Raw genomic sequence first — 14,091 nt, 5'->3', positions numbered from 1 at the left:
ACCATTCCCATTGGAATTTTGCTGCCAATTTCTAAAAAAATTAATAATTGGAAGCTGAATTTACGATAAGAACCCCCATGAGACGCAAACGCAGCCCGATTAAACTAACTCCACTAAAATGTTTTTTCACCGTCGTACTTGGAATTGCCACGTACTTTTCTTTCACCGAACTTCTCTCAGACATTGTGAATAAATAATTACGAGTAAACGGCCCTGTCCTGAGATGGAATGCTGAGATTCATCGTGATATCGGCCTTCAACAGTTTTGAAACAGGACAATTCACTTTTGCAGAATTGGCCGCTTCTTCAATTTGCTCCCGTGTTGCATTCGATGCCTCAATTGAAACATCCAAATGGACGGCGGGGATTGACCATCCTCCTGAAACATTCTCTAGAGAGACAGTCGCACGTACATCAATCAATTCCGCTTTAAGTTTACGCTGATCAAGTTCTGCCGAAACGGCCATGGCAAAGCAACTAGAGTGGGCAGCTCCAATGAGCTCTTCTGGATTTGTTCCCCGTTCTTCGCCAAATCTGCGAGAAAACGAGTAGGCGATATCTGATATGACACCACTTTCAGTATTAATTGAGCCTTTCCCTTGTCGCAAATTTCCACGCCATTGGGCCGATGCTGTTCTTTTCATGACTTCCTCCTTGAAGGTTTATTCATTAGAAGAAAACGGAGCAAATGGAGTGCCAGGAGACTATAATAAGGAAGAGGTGAGTTATGAAAAAAACCATATTAATACTATTTTGTCTGGTAAGTGCGCCTTCAGTTTTTGCTGAGACGTTGACCAAAGAGCAATATGCAGTGATGAAAGAGTCGGCAACTGAACCGCCTTTCAAAAATGAGTATTGGGACAATAAACGTCCAGGCATTTATGTTGATCGACAGACAGGAGAACCCTTATTTAGTTCTCTCGACAAATATGATTCTGGTACGGGTTGGCCCAGCTTCACTAAAAGTATCAATGAAAAAAATATTGAGACAAAAATTGATTTAGGAATCTTAGGTGAGCGGACTGAAGTGAGAAGTAAAAATAGCAATAGTCACTTAGGTCACGTCTTTGATGATGGACCCAAAGACAAAGGTGGCAAAAGATTTTGTATTAACTCTGCTGCCTTGAGATTCGTCCCTTTGGAGGACATGGAAAAGTTGGGCTACGGAAAATATCTTTCATTATTTGATGGTCAAACATCACATAAATAGTGGGGACATTCGTCCCCACGTTCTTCCTTTTTATTTACCGTAAAGTCTTTTCATGATCGTTTGACATCCGGAATCCAGACTTGTGTAAACTTCACTCATGCAGGTACGAAAGTGTTCAGCGTCCTCTTTGGGGTGACCACATCCGAGTTTTTGAAGTTCACTGAAGCAGGCACGGGATGCTTCCACTCTTTCTGCTTTTGGTTCGATATTAATGACACTTCCTTCATCAATGTTTGCAAATGCTGAGACAGAAAATACCAACACGAAGCTTGTTAAAAGATGTTTCATACTATTCTCCTTAAATTGTGATTACATGAAGTCTTGAGCAATATCGGCCATGATATAGCCAATTGCGTATGGTACTGAATAAGGGCGCTGCGCGGTCGCTGCCGAATCATGACCATAACCCAGTTTATGTAACCACTCATGGAACAGGTTACCTGCCACTGAGTTGATTTTGTAGTTATTGAAGAACTTTGTATTCACCCAGATCTGAGTTGTTGATCCGTTGGTATAACCCACGACACTGTTGTTGGCGTAATAGAGTTCAACTTCCAAATCCATACGGTTGTTCTTCGCTGGATATAATTTCTCCGCTGCATCCAGAATAGATTGATAAATCTGTGCGTTGGTAAGTCCGTTATTATTGGCGAATTGCTTAGAGCCGTTATAGGTATGGTTTAATACCTTCGTTCTAAACTCTTCTGTGGCCACGACTAGTTTAACGAGCTCAATAGCTTGATTATACTTTTCTGCTTGCTCAGTGTTGAAGTTTAACAACTCAACATTTGTACTAAATGTAAGCGCCTGTGGCGGGACATTAGGAGTGGGTGTAGGAGTTGAGGGATCGCCATTGCCTGTATCTGATCCGCTATCATCAGTAATGGGTGCAGATTGACTTTCTTCGCTTGAGCTTCCGCCGCCACCCGATTTGTTACATGAGACGCTCAAAAGTGACGTCATCAGCATGAGAATCAAGAATTTATTCATGTTCCTTCCTTGGTGTTAAAAGCGTCCGTCATTGGATGCTATGTTTTGGATAGGAAGGATGTTGCCGTAGAGTGTTTTGCTCCTAAAGAGAGGCAACGGGTGCCGAAAAACGAGTTCCACAATGTCTTAAGGATTTTGTGTGAGAGATTAGAAAGAGGCCAAACTACTAAAAATTGGAAGTTTGCGACGAAGGTACTCTGAAAAAATGAAGAGAGTACATTCAGTGACGAATATACAATTCTGACTTATTTATTCTAGGCCCGTTAATGTTTTATTTTTGAAAAGGAAATCGTGTCTTCATTCCTGTGAAGTACAGCTGAGGCCTGGGCCCAATTCAGAATCCATATAGCGGAAATAAGCACGACGATCACTTTCATGGTCATTTACGAAGAGTTGCCCGTAGTAGGTGCCGGTATATTTATTAAACCTAATCTCTGGATGAAGTTTAATATAAAGCGAGTCCGAAGATTGGCCACGCATCTCTACTCCTGGTGGATAGAACTCAGGAATGATCAAAACGCGATCACGCTGATACACCCAATTCATCCCTTCTTTTTCTACTGTTACTTGCACCCAGATTTCCGGAAAACCGATGAAAGGATTCATAGGATCAATGAGTTTTGGGAAGATGACTCCGATCTTGGCCTTTTGATCCAAAGAATAACAAGTAAGTTTTCTAAACTTTATGGTCTGAGCAAAAGAGGAAAAAGCACTGAAGAAGAGAGTAAAAAGAAGAATGTTTTTCATGTCGGGCATTATAAAGAAGGCCCATAAAGATTGTCACCTTTATACCAAAGCTCTCTTAAGATTGGCCTTAGATTGAAATCTCGATCGTAAATCAATTTTGCAAGTTTTCAGAGGGAAATAAAGGTTAAATTTAGAAAAAAGTTAAGAAGAATCTAATTCTCTTGGAGAAACATTTTGGTTCATTGACCGACAATTTCTTCTGTGTCAAATGACACCTTATGAGTAACAAATTCTTGAACACCTCATCCTTTGAATCAAGTGAATCGGTTCTTCCTCTTCATGACTCTGTTTCCCCCGCCTTAGCTGAAGAAAAGTTCAGACTCTTAGTAGAATCGGTAAGAGATTACGGAATTTTTCTTATTGATAAGCAAGGATTCATTGAAAGCTGGAACATTGGGGCCCAAAGAATAAAGGGCTACTCAGCAGATGAAGCTATTGGAAAACATTTTTCTATTTTTTATACCAGCGAAGATAAAATCCGTCGTCATCCACAATATGAACTCGAGATTGCTGAAAAAGTGGGGAAGTATGAGGAAGAAGGTTGGCGTGTTAGAAAAGACGGAACAAAGTTCTGGTCTCATATTGTCATTACGGCATTAAGAGACAAGAGAGGTGAGTTGGTGGGCTTTGCCAAAGTCACTCGTGACCTCACAGAAAGAAAAAACGCTGAAGAACAACTTAAGTTAAGTGAAGAGCGCGCTCGTAAAATGTTTGAGTCCGTTAAAGATTACGCCATGATCACTCTAAACTGTGATGGAACAGTTGCTACATGGAATGAAGGTGCTCGTCGTATTAAAGGTTATGAAGCAAAGGAAATTGTTGGAAAACATTTTTCTCTCTTTTACCCTGATCAAGATATTCAGATGGGTAAGTGTGAATATGAATTAAAAGAGGCGATTGAAACCGGTCGTCTTGAAGACGAAGGCTGGCGCATCAGGAAAGACGGAACAAGATTTTGGGCGAGTGTGGCCATTACGGCCATTCGAGATAATGATGGTACTGTCATTGCATTTTCTCAAGTAACTCGTGACATGACGGACCGAAAGCGTGCAGATGATCTTTTGAAGATGTCATATTCAAATCTTGAGAAGAGAATTGATGAACGAACAAATCAATTAATGAGCACGAACATCAAACTGCAGGATGCTATTCAAGTGCGGGATGAGTTTCTAAGTATCGCCTCCCACGAACTTAGAACTCCACTGACCCCCCTAAAACTCCAGATTCAACGACTCCTTAAAAACATTCAGAATAAGTCCCTTTCAAACATGAGCGAAAAGAGTTTGGAAAAAATCATGAGTAGCTGTGATACATCTATTTCTCGTTTGTCGAGTTTGATTGATAACCTATTAGACGTTTCCCGAATCAATATGGGGAAGTTGAATCTAAATGTTGAAACATTCGATTTAAAGGAAATGGCCCTGGAGTTAATCGAGCGCCATAAACTTGAAATCTCCAACTCAGATACTGAAGTAACAATTATCGCGAAAGATCCGATTTGGGGCAGCTTTGATCGCCTTCGTGTTGAACAGGTCTTTACTAATCTACTAACGAATGCACTTAAATACGGAAATAGAAAACCGGTCCGTATTGAAGTCTATGAAGAGATGGGATGGGTTCATTTAAGTTTCCATGACCGTGGTCTGGGAATTGCTCCCAATGATTTAGAGAGAGTTTTTGAGCGCTTTGAAAGACTTCATGCTGAGGACACTGTTGGAGGATTAGGTCTAGGACTCTATATCACTCGGCAAATTATCGAGGCCCATGGTGGAACTATTAAGGCCGATAGTTCTAAGGAATGGGGAACTGTCTTTCAGGTGAAGATGCCTTTGAATTTTAAAGGCCAAGGTCTGTAATCCCTTGAAATTCTACTTGCGAGAACATCTAAGTAATTAAAATTAAAGTCATGTTGGAGTTAAGACGACAAGTAATAAGCAATGTTTAACACACTTTCCTTATTCATTGTCTCGAGCTTCATTTGTTCCGTGGCCTTCGCCACAGATCGCTTGTTATTAAAATCAATTAGAAGCTTTGAGTCCATTTCACCAAATGCAAATGAGTGTGCTAAGAACTTACAAGAGGCCTGTCCTGAAGTTTTAAGAAATAGTTTGAAGGACATGTATCGCCGAGGAACTGCGGGAACAATTAATGCCATTGTCTCTGATGGTTCGATGAAAAATCCTCGTACAGCTTGTAACTCGGCCGCGACCCATTCGTTAAAGCAAGATCAGGCGAAACTTAATCAACAGCTTGAGACTCACTATTCAAAGACTCCTCAGCTTTATGATTATACTCAAAGATGCTCAGAGAATCTTGGTAAGTGGATTGATGATGAATATTTAAAAACCGATAAGAGTCTCGCTCAGTCATACATGCAGTATGACTTTAATTTCAAAAGTCTGGCCTTACATAATGCCTTGACCAATCTTCTTGATTCGAGAGCTCAAATTGGTCTCGTTCTTCAACCGGATGCCTTTGATTGCCATTCAATTCGAATGATGGCCGCACAGAAACAGTGTTTGGTTTTATCTCAATGCCGACCTCCGGGAAACAAACAACACTTTCTTAATATTAAAACAGAGGAAGTAGACCAGGCATTGGCATCACTTCGTACGCTTAATCAAGAGGCCCTTAAAACGAAGGATCGCGAGAAGGTCAGACTCATTCGTGAAGATATGGAGCGGATCAAAGACTTGAATCCAATGTTGAAAGGTGAAAAATTTAAAATCTTGGTGAATAATCTGCGTTCAGTGCCCACCACCAATCAATTACAGACGGCCATCACAGAGCAATTGAAGCTCTCACAAAAAGAGATAAATACGCAGCTAAAACAGTTTACTCGTGCTCATGCGTGCCTAATTGGTGCAAGTCGAAACTGTGATGACTTTGAAGAGATCATGAGCAAGACTCGATATCAACATCCGGATGTGATTTTCCCTAAAGCAAATGAACTCAACTACGCGGCCACATTTCACCAATGCATAGAAAATATCAAAGACAATCGCAACACTGCAGATGTTGTATTAGATGATGTGGCGGTCAATCTGGCCTTGACTCTTACTCCGTATGCAGTTGTGAATGGAGTAAAGCTGGCAGGAACTCTAGCAAGAACCGCTAGTATCACCTCAAAGATGGCACGAGCCCAGAACGTCGCCGGTAAGGCAGGATTAGCGGCCAACATCGGATATGGTGGATATCACACCGTCGAAGAATTTGAACGATGCCAAGCAGAGGTAAAACGTTTTCAGGGACTAAGTGCGGCCCCAGGGAAAATGAGCTGTGATAGTGTAGAAAAAATCTTTGTGAGCAATAGCAATAATTCTCGCTGTATTAATCAGGCGCTAATTTCAGCAGCGTTGTTAACTCCTATTGCGGCCAATAGTCTTAGACTTGCGAAACATTTACCTAAGATTGCTCCTGAGAAATTAAAAGAACTCGTTTCAAAGATCCGCACTGGTAAAAGTTTGACCAAAGAAGAGGAACTCCTTCTGTTGGCAAAAATTAAAGGGAAAAATCCTCTTGAGAAGCTCATGTTGAAGGGTATTTCTAAAGCAGATAAAGAGTTTGCTTCGAAGGCGCTGGAAAAACTTTATAAGCAAGAGCATGTGTCCCCAGAGGATCTCCTTAAACTGTCTAAACTGATTAAACCGAGAAATCCACCACTTCTTCTTGTGACAAGACAAGATAACGTTGATGATATTCTAAACTCTAAACGGATTTGGGGAAGTACCGAAGGTAGTGTATATGGGGCCGCTAAACCTGCTGAAACGGCCATGGATAAACTAAAAACAGGTGTTCATGGTGATAAAGAAGGCACATTCATTTTCACTCCAGAGGCCGCGGCACTATTTAAATCTCATGAAGTGACTGGTCTCTACAGTGGAATTAAAAGAGCGGCAGGACAGTATAAAGGACCTTTTGGTGACATTATCATTGAAGAGGCCAAACGGATTATGGTGAATGGTCGACCGCATATCATTGTGACCAAAGCAAGAAGGGCCGCAGGAACGGCAACTGAAAAGCTTCATGTCGGTCAGAGTACTGCTCGTGCTGAAGCAAGATTATTGGGTAGACGAGCAGGGATTGATACTATCGCCACTGGTACAGGTGCAATTGTAACTATTCAGGCCAGTAGCGCTTTTACCGGGACCAATGTGAGCGATTTATTAATGGAGTTATTGGAAGAATAATAAACTAACTGAGGGCCGCTTCGATCTTTGGTCTCCATCCCTTGTCCATCAATCCTGTATCTAAGCAACGTTTAAGATATTCCTTATCAGCAAAGCGATTCTCTCCATATCCTTGGATATGAAGTTTATAGAGAGGTAAATCTGGAAACGGTCTTTCCAGAAATTCAAGATGGTCTCCTGGACGAATTTCGCCCTTTTCAAGGACCCGGTAATACCAACCTGATCTCCCAGTTGCGACAATTTCTTTTTGAACTCTATTGTCCTGATAGGCGTGATTGATTGTCACACAGGGTCTTCGAGAAACAGTCAGCTGTATTTTTGCAGTTCCTAGCTGGTAGATATCACCAATATTCAAATCTCTTTCTGTCAGTTCTTCTGTGACAATGTTCTCGCCATAGGTTCCCGGCAAAAAACGATGAGCTATATCGGGAAATTTTTCTTTAAGGTAATTATAGTTGGCCATGGAATAGTGATGAATGACACGCATATCTCCGCCATGGTGAACAAGATTGTTAATCTCATTGCCTTCTATCCAGTCCTTAGATACTTTTATGACATCACGAGGCTCTTTGGTGATTGCTGTAACAAAGTCATTAGGGAGTTTAGTTATTTTGCCGGTGTAGACACCTAAAATTTTGAATTTCATTAATGTTATTTTAGTGGAGAGTGCATGGACTTGAAAGCGTACTTTAAAAGGATCGGTTACACTAAAACACCAAAAGTTGACTTGGATACTTTAAGTGAACTTCACCGTCTCCATACGTACGCTATTCCTTTCGAAAATCTAAGTCCTTTTACTTATCATGAAGTTCTTTTGGACGAGCAATCACTTGAAAAAAAGCTCATTCATGATTTAAGAGGTGGGTACTGCTTTGAGCAGAACATATTGTTCTCTTCTATTTTAAAACAGATCGGTTTCAAGCTTAAATGGTTAGGGGCCAGGGTATTGTGGAACCAGCCGCAGGATTTAATTACTCGTCGTTCGCATATGCTGTTTCTGGTTGAGTTAGAAGAAACCTATCTTGCTGACGTTGGGTTTGGAGGAATGACATTAACCACTCCTATAAAATTTAAGACTGATATCGAACAAAAAACCACTCATGAGAATTTTAGAATCAAAAATTACTCGGAGGATCTGGTTCTTGAGGCAGAGGTCAATGGAGAGTGGAAGACCATTTATCGCTTTGATCTGACAACTCAGTACTTAATTGATTATGAAGTTGCCAATTACTTTCTCTATACCAACCCAACATCACATTTCAGAAATATGCTAATCGCTGCGAAACCTTTTGAAGAGGGAAGACTCGCCTTAAACAACTCTCAGTTCACGACTCATTGGAAAAATGGAAAAAGTGAGAAAGTACAACTGGGCTCTGTGGAAGAAATAAAAATGGTTCTGAAAGACAAATTCCGCATTCGTTTGCCAGAGAATTTGGATTTGGACACACGTTTAAAGACCTTATTTTGATTTTCTTTCCAGCTGATCTAGGTAAGAAAGAATCTCTTCTTCACTCATAAGATCGTAGGACTTTTCAGGCAGATTCAGCTCCAAGCGTTTCAGAATATTATTATTGCGCTCTAAACTTTCAATTGATCTTTCCAATATGGCTATTGTCTCGGCCTTTATCGCGGGATTCTTTTTCAAAATTCCTACCAATAGATTTTGAGATTGCAGTGGAGTATTGACCTTATCTCTCATACTGAGAAAGATTCGGGCGACCTTTTCATACACTTCTGCTTGGGCCTTTTGCTTACTAAGCTCTTCAATTATTTTTTGATCTCGATATCGAAAGGCGAGAATACAAAAGGCCGTGACAGTAAACATAAGACTTAGATAGGGCTCAGAAATAAGAATGACATTAGGAGCATTAGGGATATCGAGATAAAACCAAGTGAAGATGGCCTGCAAACAAAAAAGCGTAATCAGGCCAAGATTAAGAATATAAGGACCAGGAACTAAAAAGCTTAAAAGTGTTACATAAGACTTGAAGGGAAGAAGAGGAATCCAGTACTTCATCTTTGAGAACAGAATCTCTGTTTCCCAGGCCAAGATGAACATTGGCAAAACCATAAGAGTAAAAACGATAATAGACGTTTTTCTGGGCCAAGTTTTTTTACTGGTGGCCAGGATTCCCAAAATAATGAAGGCCGCCAATCCATGAATGATTCTTATCATTAAAAATGATCCACTGAGCTTATAAACTGCAGCATGAAGTAAAGCGAGACTTTGATTGAAAATAGTGATCACGCAAAGAGTGAGAATTGCGTTGCTTGAAGTTGAACGAGGAGATTTCCATCTTTTGATGATTTCAAACATACCGAACTTTTACTGTGCGACCAGGCAGTTGGCAATACGGACCTGGTTGGACCTATAACGTCTTTCTGAGGCTAATATAAATTTCCTCATAACCGTTCGACTTATTTAACTCGAGCATTCTTGCATTAGATTTATGCACATGTGTCTGAATCCAAAGCATACCACCTTGTTTTGCCCAATATTCCGCTCGATTTTTAAGCTCCTTAGCAATTCCTTGTTTTCTAAAATTAGGATGGACCCAAAGGGAAATGATGTTGGCAATAGTATGAGATGGTGGAAAAGGACTCTTTTTAACAATATGAAAACCAATAATCCGTTCTTGTTGGGTAGCGACTTCAAAAAAATCGTTTTCTGAGAGTTGCTGATAGTAATCGAGCCGAGCATTCACTGAGTTTTCATCAAATGGATGTGAAGAATCGAATTCGAGAGGGATGCGCGCATCGGCCTCTGCGATAGTAAGGAGTTCTTGCTGGTTATTTTTGTTAACTGGTCTGATTGTAAAACTCATTAAAGAATTTTCCTGAAATGTTGTGCCTTCTCTTCTGCTTCTGACTCACTTGGGAAGCGTTCCGCAAAGTTGATAATATCACCACTTTGAAGCTCCAGGGAAATGCAATAGAACTCGGTAAAACTACTGGCTTTACCTACTTGTTGAACAAAAATCCTTTTAATGTCGGTAAACGAAATGGTCTTTTGAGTTTCCTTAAAGAGTCTTTTCTTCTTCCAGTGGATCAGTCTTTTCTCTTTATCAATATCAAGGTGAATTTCTTCGTTGAAAATGATGTAGGAGAGGCCGATGAAAATAAGCACATAACCCAGCATGTGGGCCACTCTGTTTTGAAGAAAAAAAATGATGGCAGCGCCAGCGATTATTTCCAAATAACTTAATAATCTCATTCTTATTTTTTACTGGAAGCCTCGCAAAAAGTCTCTACTTGTTCTTGAAGGAAGATTAAGTTCCATCTCTTTCTGATTTGATAGAGGATGCCATCCTTAAAAGGAGGTCCAATGCATTTAATTTTTGTTTTTTCATTACTGATTAGCTTCTCGTCATTTGCAGATAACAATACTTTAGAGTGTGAAACTAATTTTGAATATGATTCGAGTGAACAAGGCGGTGGTTTCTATTTCATCGTAAAAGAGAATGATAGCTTCTCACTTTGGCATGAACCTTACCAGCAGCAGAATCAGGAAACTCAATCCCGACTACTAACCACACTAAAAAAGGTAGAAGCACCATCTCAGTATTTCCAATTATACTTTGGTCAAAGAGGGGACAATTATTATGAGTTTGTTTCTGTGGGAGAAGTTGGCCTACTCATTGAAAAATGGGGCGATTGGGTTCGCTCATGGGAATGTAGATAATTTTTGAGGGTTGCTTGAAATTTGGGATTCTGCTATAGTCGGATCAGGTCGACGAAGAGGCCTGCCCGTCAAAAGAGAATCTCACTTCGTGTTTCCCTCTTAATACATTTAATCTTTTGGTTACCAATGACGGAACGGTAACAAGACCAAAGGAGAAAATGTTATGTCTGGTTCCAGTATTGATTCCCTAAAAATTAAGGCCAAGCTTTTACAAAAGGCCAAAAGAAAACAAGGTCAAGAAATCGCCCTTAAAGATGCTTATGGCATCATTGCGAAGACCGCCGGTTATTCTTCTTGGAAAGAGATGAAGGATGAGTATGAGGCAGCGGATGTTTTAAATCCTCCTAGGTGGAGTGCTCAATGGAAGACCTGGTATTCTTCGAAAGAGGAGGCCTTGAAGCATCTGAGAGGTGAGGCCTATTTAATTCCTTATCATAAAGAATGTTTTATTTGTGACTCGAATTACATTTCTGCACTAGGAATTCTTCCAGACGATCCCGATCTTTTAAAAGTTGGCAGTGATTGGTCATCACCTAAAGACTTGAAAGCATGGGCAAGGTTACTTCAAAAGATTAAAGCAAATCATAAAAGCGCTTAAAATAAAAGGCCTCCTTACGGAGGCCTTTTATTATTTTTTAATTGGTAGAAGTTGGCGAACTCTTTCATCTTTTAAAAATAGGCTTCCCCAAACTAAGAATCCTAATACGATTTGAATTCCAACTGCATCTTCAATTCGTACATGCGCGAAGATGGCGCCGCCTAAGTATCCAGTGAGAAGAATGGCCCCCAGGACTGACGTGCGCGGGATAAGGAAGAGAACTGTACACAGAATTTCAAGTAATCCTAGTTTGGGGAGTAGGTGTACAGGAATTCCTGACTTGGCCATTCCTGCAAGTGCCTCTGGATTAGGATTGAATTTCATGTAAGCGCTGAAAAAAAGAATCAAGACAGGCAAGACCCCTAGAATATGGCCGACAATAACTTTTTTAGATTTCACACTCATATAGTTCCTTTTGTAGGTTTAGTTATTAAAGTATACTGAGGCTAATTCAAGCCCAGGTCGATGTGAAGACGGCACTTTAAAATCACTTAGTTACTTTGAGGTAACCAATGGCAAAAAACATCATTTTTAAGCACGATGAAAAGAATTGTGAAATGCGAAGTTTTCTGGATCGAGTGGCCGATAAATGGTCTCTTTATGTGATTATGGTTTTATCCAATAGCGAAGATCAGAGGGCCCGCTTTTCAGATTTAAAGAAAACTATCCCTGGTATTTCTCAAAGAATGTTAACAACGACACTTCGAAATCTTGAACGCGATGGGCTTCTTACGCGAGAGGTTTTTGCTGAAGTTCCTCCACGAGTTGAATATCAACTTACTGCCCTTGGGAAGAATCTCATGATACCAGTTGGTGAGCTTATGGGATGGATCGGGTCAAATTGGAAAACGATTCAAAATGCTCGAGAGAAATTTGATCGTGGAACTGTTTAGGATGAGAAAGCTCTAAAGAGCTTTCTCATCAAATGAATACTTTTCTAGTATTTGTAGGAAGACATGCATTTCTTTCACGTCCTCGATTCTATGTTCAGGATATTCCGAAATAGCGGAGTGGTGGACCCCTTCAGCTATGCAACTCAAACTAATAGTACCCGAAAGGGTATATAATCATTAGTAATGCTGGGTTTATACCCTAAGAGGTATAAAATTTTGTGATTATTGATTTTTATACCCAAAAGGGTATAATTAAAAAATGAAAGAAATAGCTGAATTTATTAAAAAAAAGAGAAAGCAATCCAAACTGACGCAACCTGAATTAGCGGAAAGGGCAGGTGTAGGACTTCGTTTTGTGAGGGAACTAGAAGCAGGTAAAGAAACCCTCAAATTGGATAAGGTCAATTCTGTATTGAGATTATTTGGCCATACATTGGGCCCGGTTCCGCTGAAAAGAGATGACGAATGAATAGGCGTGGAAAAGTTTTTGTTGAAGATGAATTTGCCGGTGTTATTGAGCAGAAAGAAGGTTTATTTGTTTTTAAATATGATGCTGAATATTTAAAAAAATCCGATTCATTACCAGTAAGCCTAACACTTCCTCTTCGTACCGAAGCTTATGAACAAAAAACAATGTTTCCTTTTTTTGATGGGCTTATTCCTGAGGGATGGTTACTCAATATCATTGAAGGGAATTGGAAAATCAATCCTCGTGATCGTATGAGTCTTCTGCTTTTGGCCTGTCGTGACAGCGTGGGGAATGTAAGCGTTGTCGATGATTCTCCCAAGGATGAAAAATGAAAAAAGAAAAATGCCTTGGCTGTTATCAAGATTTAGAGAAAAAACTGCCAGGAAATTATCATACTGCCTGTAGTAAAAAGCTGTTCGGAACGGAAATACCACCTGAAGTTGATTTTGGTTCAAATGATTTAGAAGAGCTTGCCATAAGATCTTTAACCAAGCATTTGGGAATCGCTGGTGTTCAACCTAAGATTTCTACACAGTTAGAAAAAAAAGAAAATGATCCAACTCACAGGCTAATGATTGTAGACTGGGAAGGCCACTTTATTTTGAAACCACCAACAAAAGAATTTCCTCAAATATCTGTCGTTGAGGATTTAACCATGCACATGGCAGAGCGATGTGGTTTAACTGTGGCCAGACACGGGCTCATTAAACTTAAAACAGGTGAGCTTGCTTATGTCACAAAAAGATTTGATCGTCAGAAGAAAGGAAAAAAAATAGCAGTAGAAGATTTTTGTCAACTGAGTGAACTACTGACAGAAAATAAGTATAATTCATCCATTGAAAAGGCCGGAAAAATCATTTTAAAACATGCAACCAATTCAGGTTTGGATGTTGTTAACTTTTTTGATTTGATTTTATTTTCATACTTAACAGGAAACTCTGATATGCACTTGAAAAACTTTTCTCTGATGAGAAATGACTTAAATGAAATTGGATTGACCCCATTCTACGATCTACTTGCTACCAAACTGTTACTTCCTGAAGATAAAGAGGAAGTTGCCCTCACGATCAATGGTAAAAAGAATAAGCTTAAAAAAGATGATTTTATCACTCTTGGTAAGGGGTTTAAAATAGGGGATAAGGCCATTGAAAAAAGTTTTGAAAGAATCTTAAGGTCTATTCCTGAAATGAAGGATTTGATTGAGAGGAGTTTCATCTCTAAGAAGTTTCAAGAAGGATATTCCGATTTAATCGATCTGAGGGCCAAAGTATTGGCCTCTTGAAAATAAATTGGGTACGTTTCGGACCGTTGA

The 14,091-nt window shown here is 39.9% G+C and carries 19 protein-coding genes; 10 read left to right on the top strand and 9 right to left on the bottom strand.

The features are described 5' to 3' along the window. Positions 1-197: 197 nt before the first annotated feature. Positions 198-644 (bottom strand): OsmC family peroxiredoxin, encoded by a 447-nt coding sequence (locus ACJVC5_RS03630; RefSeq protein ID WP_408098027.1) that lies wholly within the window; start codon positions 642-644, stop codon positions 198-200. An 83-nt stretch (positions 645-727) separates the two neighbouring features. Between ACJVC5_RS03630 and msrB the strand changes: the two genes are divergently transcribed. Beyond that, a complete protein-coding gene (gene msrB, locus ACJVC5_RS03625; protein ID WP_408098026.1) occupies positions 728-1,210 on the top strand; it encodes a peptide-methionine (R)-S-oxide reductase MsrB in 483 nt (160 codons plus the stop codon). A 30-nt stretch (positions 1,211-1,240) separates the two neighbouring features. Here msrB and ACJVC5_RS03620 read toward each other — a convergent pair whose 3' ends face one another. From ACJVC5_RS03620 to ACJVC5_RS03610, 3 genes are all read right to left on the bottom strand, one after another. Further along, positions 1,241-1,498 carry a hypothetical protein gene (locus ACJVC5_RS03620; RefSeq protein ID WP_408098025.1) on the bottom strand — a complete coding sequence of 86 codons (258 nt, stop codon included), beginning with the start codon at positions 1,496-1,498 and terminating at the stop codon, positions 1,241-1,243. A 21-nt stretch (positions 1,499-1,519) separates the two neighbouring features. Further along, entirely contained in the window at positions 1,520-2,200 is a 681-nt protein-coding gene (locus ACJVC5_RS03615; protein ID WP_408098024.1) for a hypothetical protein, read from the bottom strand. Between the two features lie 297 nt (positions 2,201-2,497). After that, positions 2,498-2,947 carry a hypothetical protein gene (locus ACJVC5_RS03610; protein ID WP_408098023.1) on the bottom strand — a complete coding sequence of 150 codons (450 nt, stop codon included), beginning with the start codon at positions 2,945-2,947 and terminating at the stop codon, positions 2,498-2,500. 218 nt (positions 2,948-3,165) lie between these two features. On the opposite strand from ACJVC5_RS03610, the gene ACJVC5_RS03605 reads away from it, so the two are divergent. Then, positions 3,166-4,803, top strand: a complete 1,638-nt coding sequence (locus ACJVC5_RS03605; protein ID WP_408098022.1) for a sensor histidine kinase — start codon at positions 3,166-3,168, stop codon at positions 4,801-4,803. An 81-nt stretch (positions 4,804-4,884) separates the two neighbouring features. After that, positions 4,885-7,137 carry a hypothetical protein gene (locus ACJVC5_RS03600; RefSeq protein WP_408098021.1) on the top strand — a complete coding sequence of 751 codons (2,253 nt, stop codon included), beginning with the start codon at positions 4,885-4,887 and terminating at the stop codon, positions 7,135-7,137. A 4-nt stretch (positions 7,138-7,141) separates the two neighbouring features. Here ACJVC5_RS03600 and ACJVC5_RS03595 read toward each other — a convergent pair whose 3' ends face one another. Next, on the bottom strand, positions 7,142-7,783 hold the full coding sequence (locus tag ACJVC5_RS03595) for an MOSC domain-containing protein (protein WP_408098020.1): 642 nt from the start codon (positions 7,781-7,783) through the stop codon (positions 7,142-7,144). Positions 7,784-7,807: 24 nt separating this feature from the next. On the opposite strand from ACJVC5_RS03595, the gene ACJVC5_RS03590 reads away from it, so the two are divergent. Then, positions 7,808-8,605, top strand: coding sequence for an arylamine N-acetyltransferase family protein (locus tag ACJVC5_RS03590; protein ID WP_408098019.1), 798 nt, complete (start codon positions 7,808-7,810; stop codon positions 8,603-8,605). On the opposite strand, the gene ACJVC5_RS03585 is transcribed toward ACJVC5_RS03590, so the two are convergent. From ACJVC5_RS03585 to ACJVC5_RS03575, 3 genes are read right to left on the bottom strand one after another with little or no spacing between them, the layout of a single operon-like run. Continuing rightward, positions 8,597-9,454 (bottom strand): hypothetical protein, encoded by an 858-nt coding sequence (locus ACJVC5_RS03585; RefSeq protein WP_408098018.1) that lies wholly within the window; start codon positions 9,452-9,454, stop codon positions 8,597-8,599. The two genes, ACJVC5_RS03590 and ACJVC5_RS03585, sit on opposite strands and share 9 nt — an antisense overlap. A 52-nt stretch (positions 9,455-9,506) precedes the next feature. Further along, positions 9,507-9,962, bottom strand: coding sequence for a GNAT family N-acetyltransferase (locus tag ACJVC5_RS03580; protein WP_408098017.1), 456 nt, complete (start codon positions 9,960-9,962; stop codon positions 9,507-9,509). Next, positions 9,962-10,351: a hypothetical protein gene (locus ACJVC5_RS03575; protein ID WP_408098016.1), complete on the bottom strand. Its 390-nt coding sequence runs from the start codon at positions 10,349-10,351 to the stop codon at positions 9,962-9,964. The genes ACJVC5_RS03580 and ACJVC5_RS03575 overlap by 1 nt, the downstream gene beginning before the upstream one ends. A gap of 111 nt (positions 10,352-10,462) precedes the next feature. Between ACJVC5_RS03575 and ACJVC5_RS03570 the strand changes: the two genes are divergently transcribed. Together ACJVC5_RS03570 and ACJVC5_RS03565 are read left to right on the top strand one after the other, a co-directional pair. Then, positions 10,463-10,819 (top strand): hypothetical protein, encoded by a 357-nt coding sequence (locus ACJVC5_RS03570; protein ID WP_408098015.1) that lies wholly within the window; start codon positions 10,463-10,465, stop codon positions 10,817-10,819. Positions 10,820-10,982: 163 nt separating this feature from the next. Continuing rightward, entirely contained in the window at positions 10,983-11,417 is a 435-nt protein-coding gene (locus ACJVC5_RS03565) for a hypothetical protein (RefSeq protein WP_408098014.1), read from the top strand. A gap of 30 nt (positions 11,418-11,447) precedes the next feature. Here ACJVC5_RS03565 and ACJVC5_RS03560 read toward each other — a convergent pair whose 3' ends face one another. Next, positions 11,448-11,822: a DoxX family protein gene (locus ACJVC5_RS03560; RefSeq protein WP_408098013.1), complete on the bottom strand. Its 375-nt coding sequence runs from the start codon at positions 11,820-11,822 to the stop codon at positions 11,448-11,450. A 107-nt stretch (positions 11,823-11,929) separates the two neighbouring features. Here ACJVC5_RS03560 and ACJVC5_RS03555 point away from each other — a divergent pair, with 107 nt between their 5' ends. The 4 genes from ACJVC5_RS03555 to ACJVC5_RS03540 all read left to right on the top strand — a co-directional run bounded on the left by ACJVC5_RS03555 (position 11,930) and on the right by ACJVC5_RS03540 (position 14,061). Then, complete coding sequence (locus ACJVC5_RS03555) at positions 11,930-12,310, top strand: winged helix-turn-helix transcriptional regulator (protein WP_408098012.1); 381 nt, start codon at positions 11,930-11,932, stop codon at positions 12,308-12,310. 259 nt (positions 12,311-12,569) lie between these two features. Beyond that, on the top strand, positions 12,570-12,779 hold the full coding sequence (locus ACJVC5_RS03550; RefSeq protein ID WP_408098011.1) for a helix-turn-helix transcriptional regulator: 210 nt from the start codon (positions 12,570-12,572) through the stop codon (positions 12,777-12,779). Then, positions 12,776-13,111, top strand: a complete 336-nt coding sequence (locus tag ACJVC5_RS03545; protein WP_408098010.1) for a HipA N-terminal domain-containing protein — start codon at positions 12,776-12,778, stop codon at positions 13,109-13,111. Before ACJVC5_RS03550 ends, ACJVC5_RS03545 begins: the two co-directional genes overlap by 4 nt. After that, on the top strand, positions 13,108-14,061 hold the full coding sequence (locus ACJVC5_RS03540; protein WP_408098009.1) for a HipA domain-containing protein: 954 nt from the start codon (positions 13,108-13,110) through the stop codon (positions 14,059-14,061). Before ACJVC5_RS03545 ends, ACJVC5_RS03540 begins: the two co-directional genes overlap by 4 nt. The last annotated feature ends 30 nt before the right edge of the window (positions 14,062-14,091 follow it).

The sequence above is a fragment of the Peredibacter sp. HCB2-198 genome (genome assembly GCF_045999315.1).
In the GTDB taxonomy this organism is placed as follows: domain Bacteria; phylum Bdellovibrionota; class Bacteriovoracia; order Bacteriovoracales; family Bacteriovoracaceae; genus Peredibacter.
The sequence above is the reverse complement of the archived record's forward strand: the minus strand, read 5'-3'. Positions and strand labels throughout refer to the sequence as shown.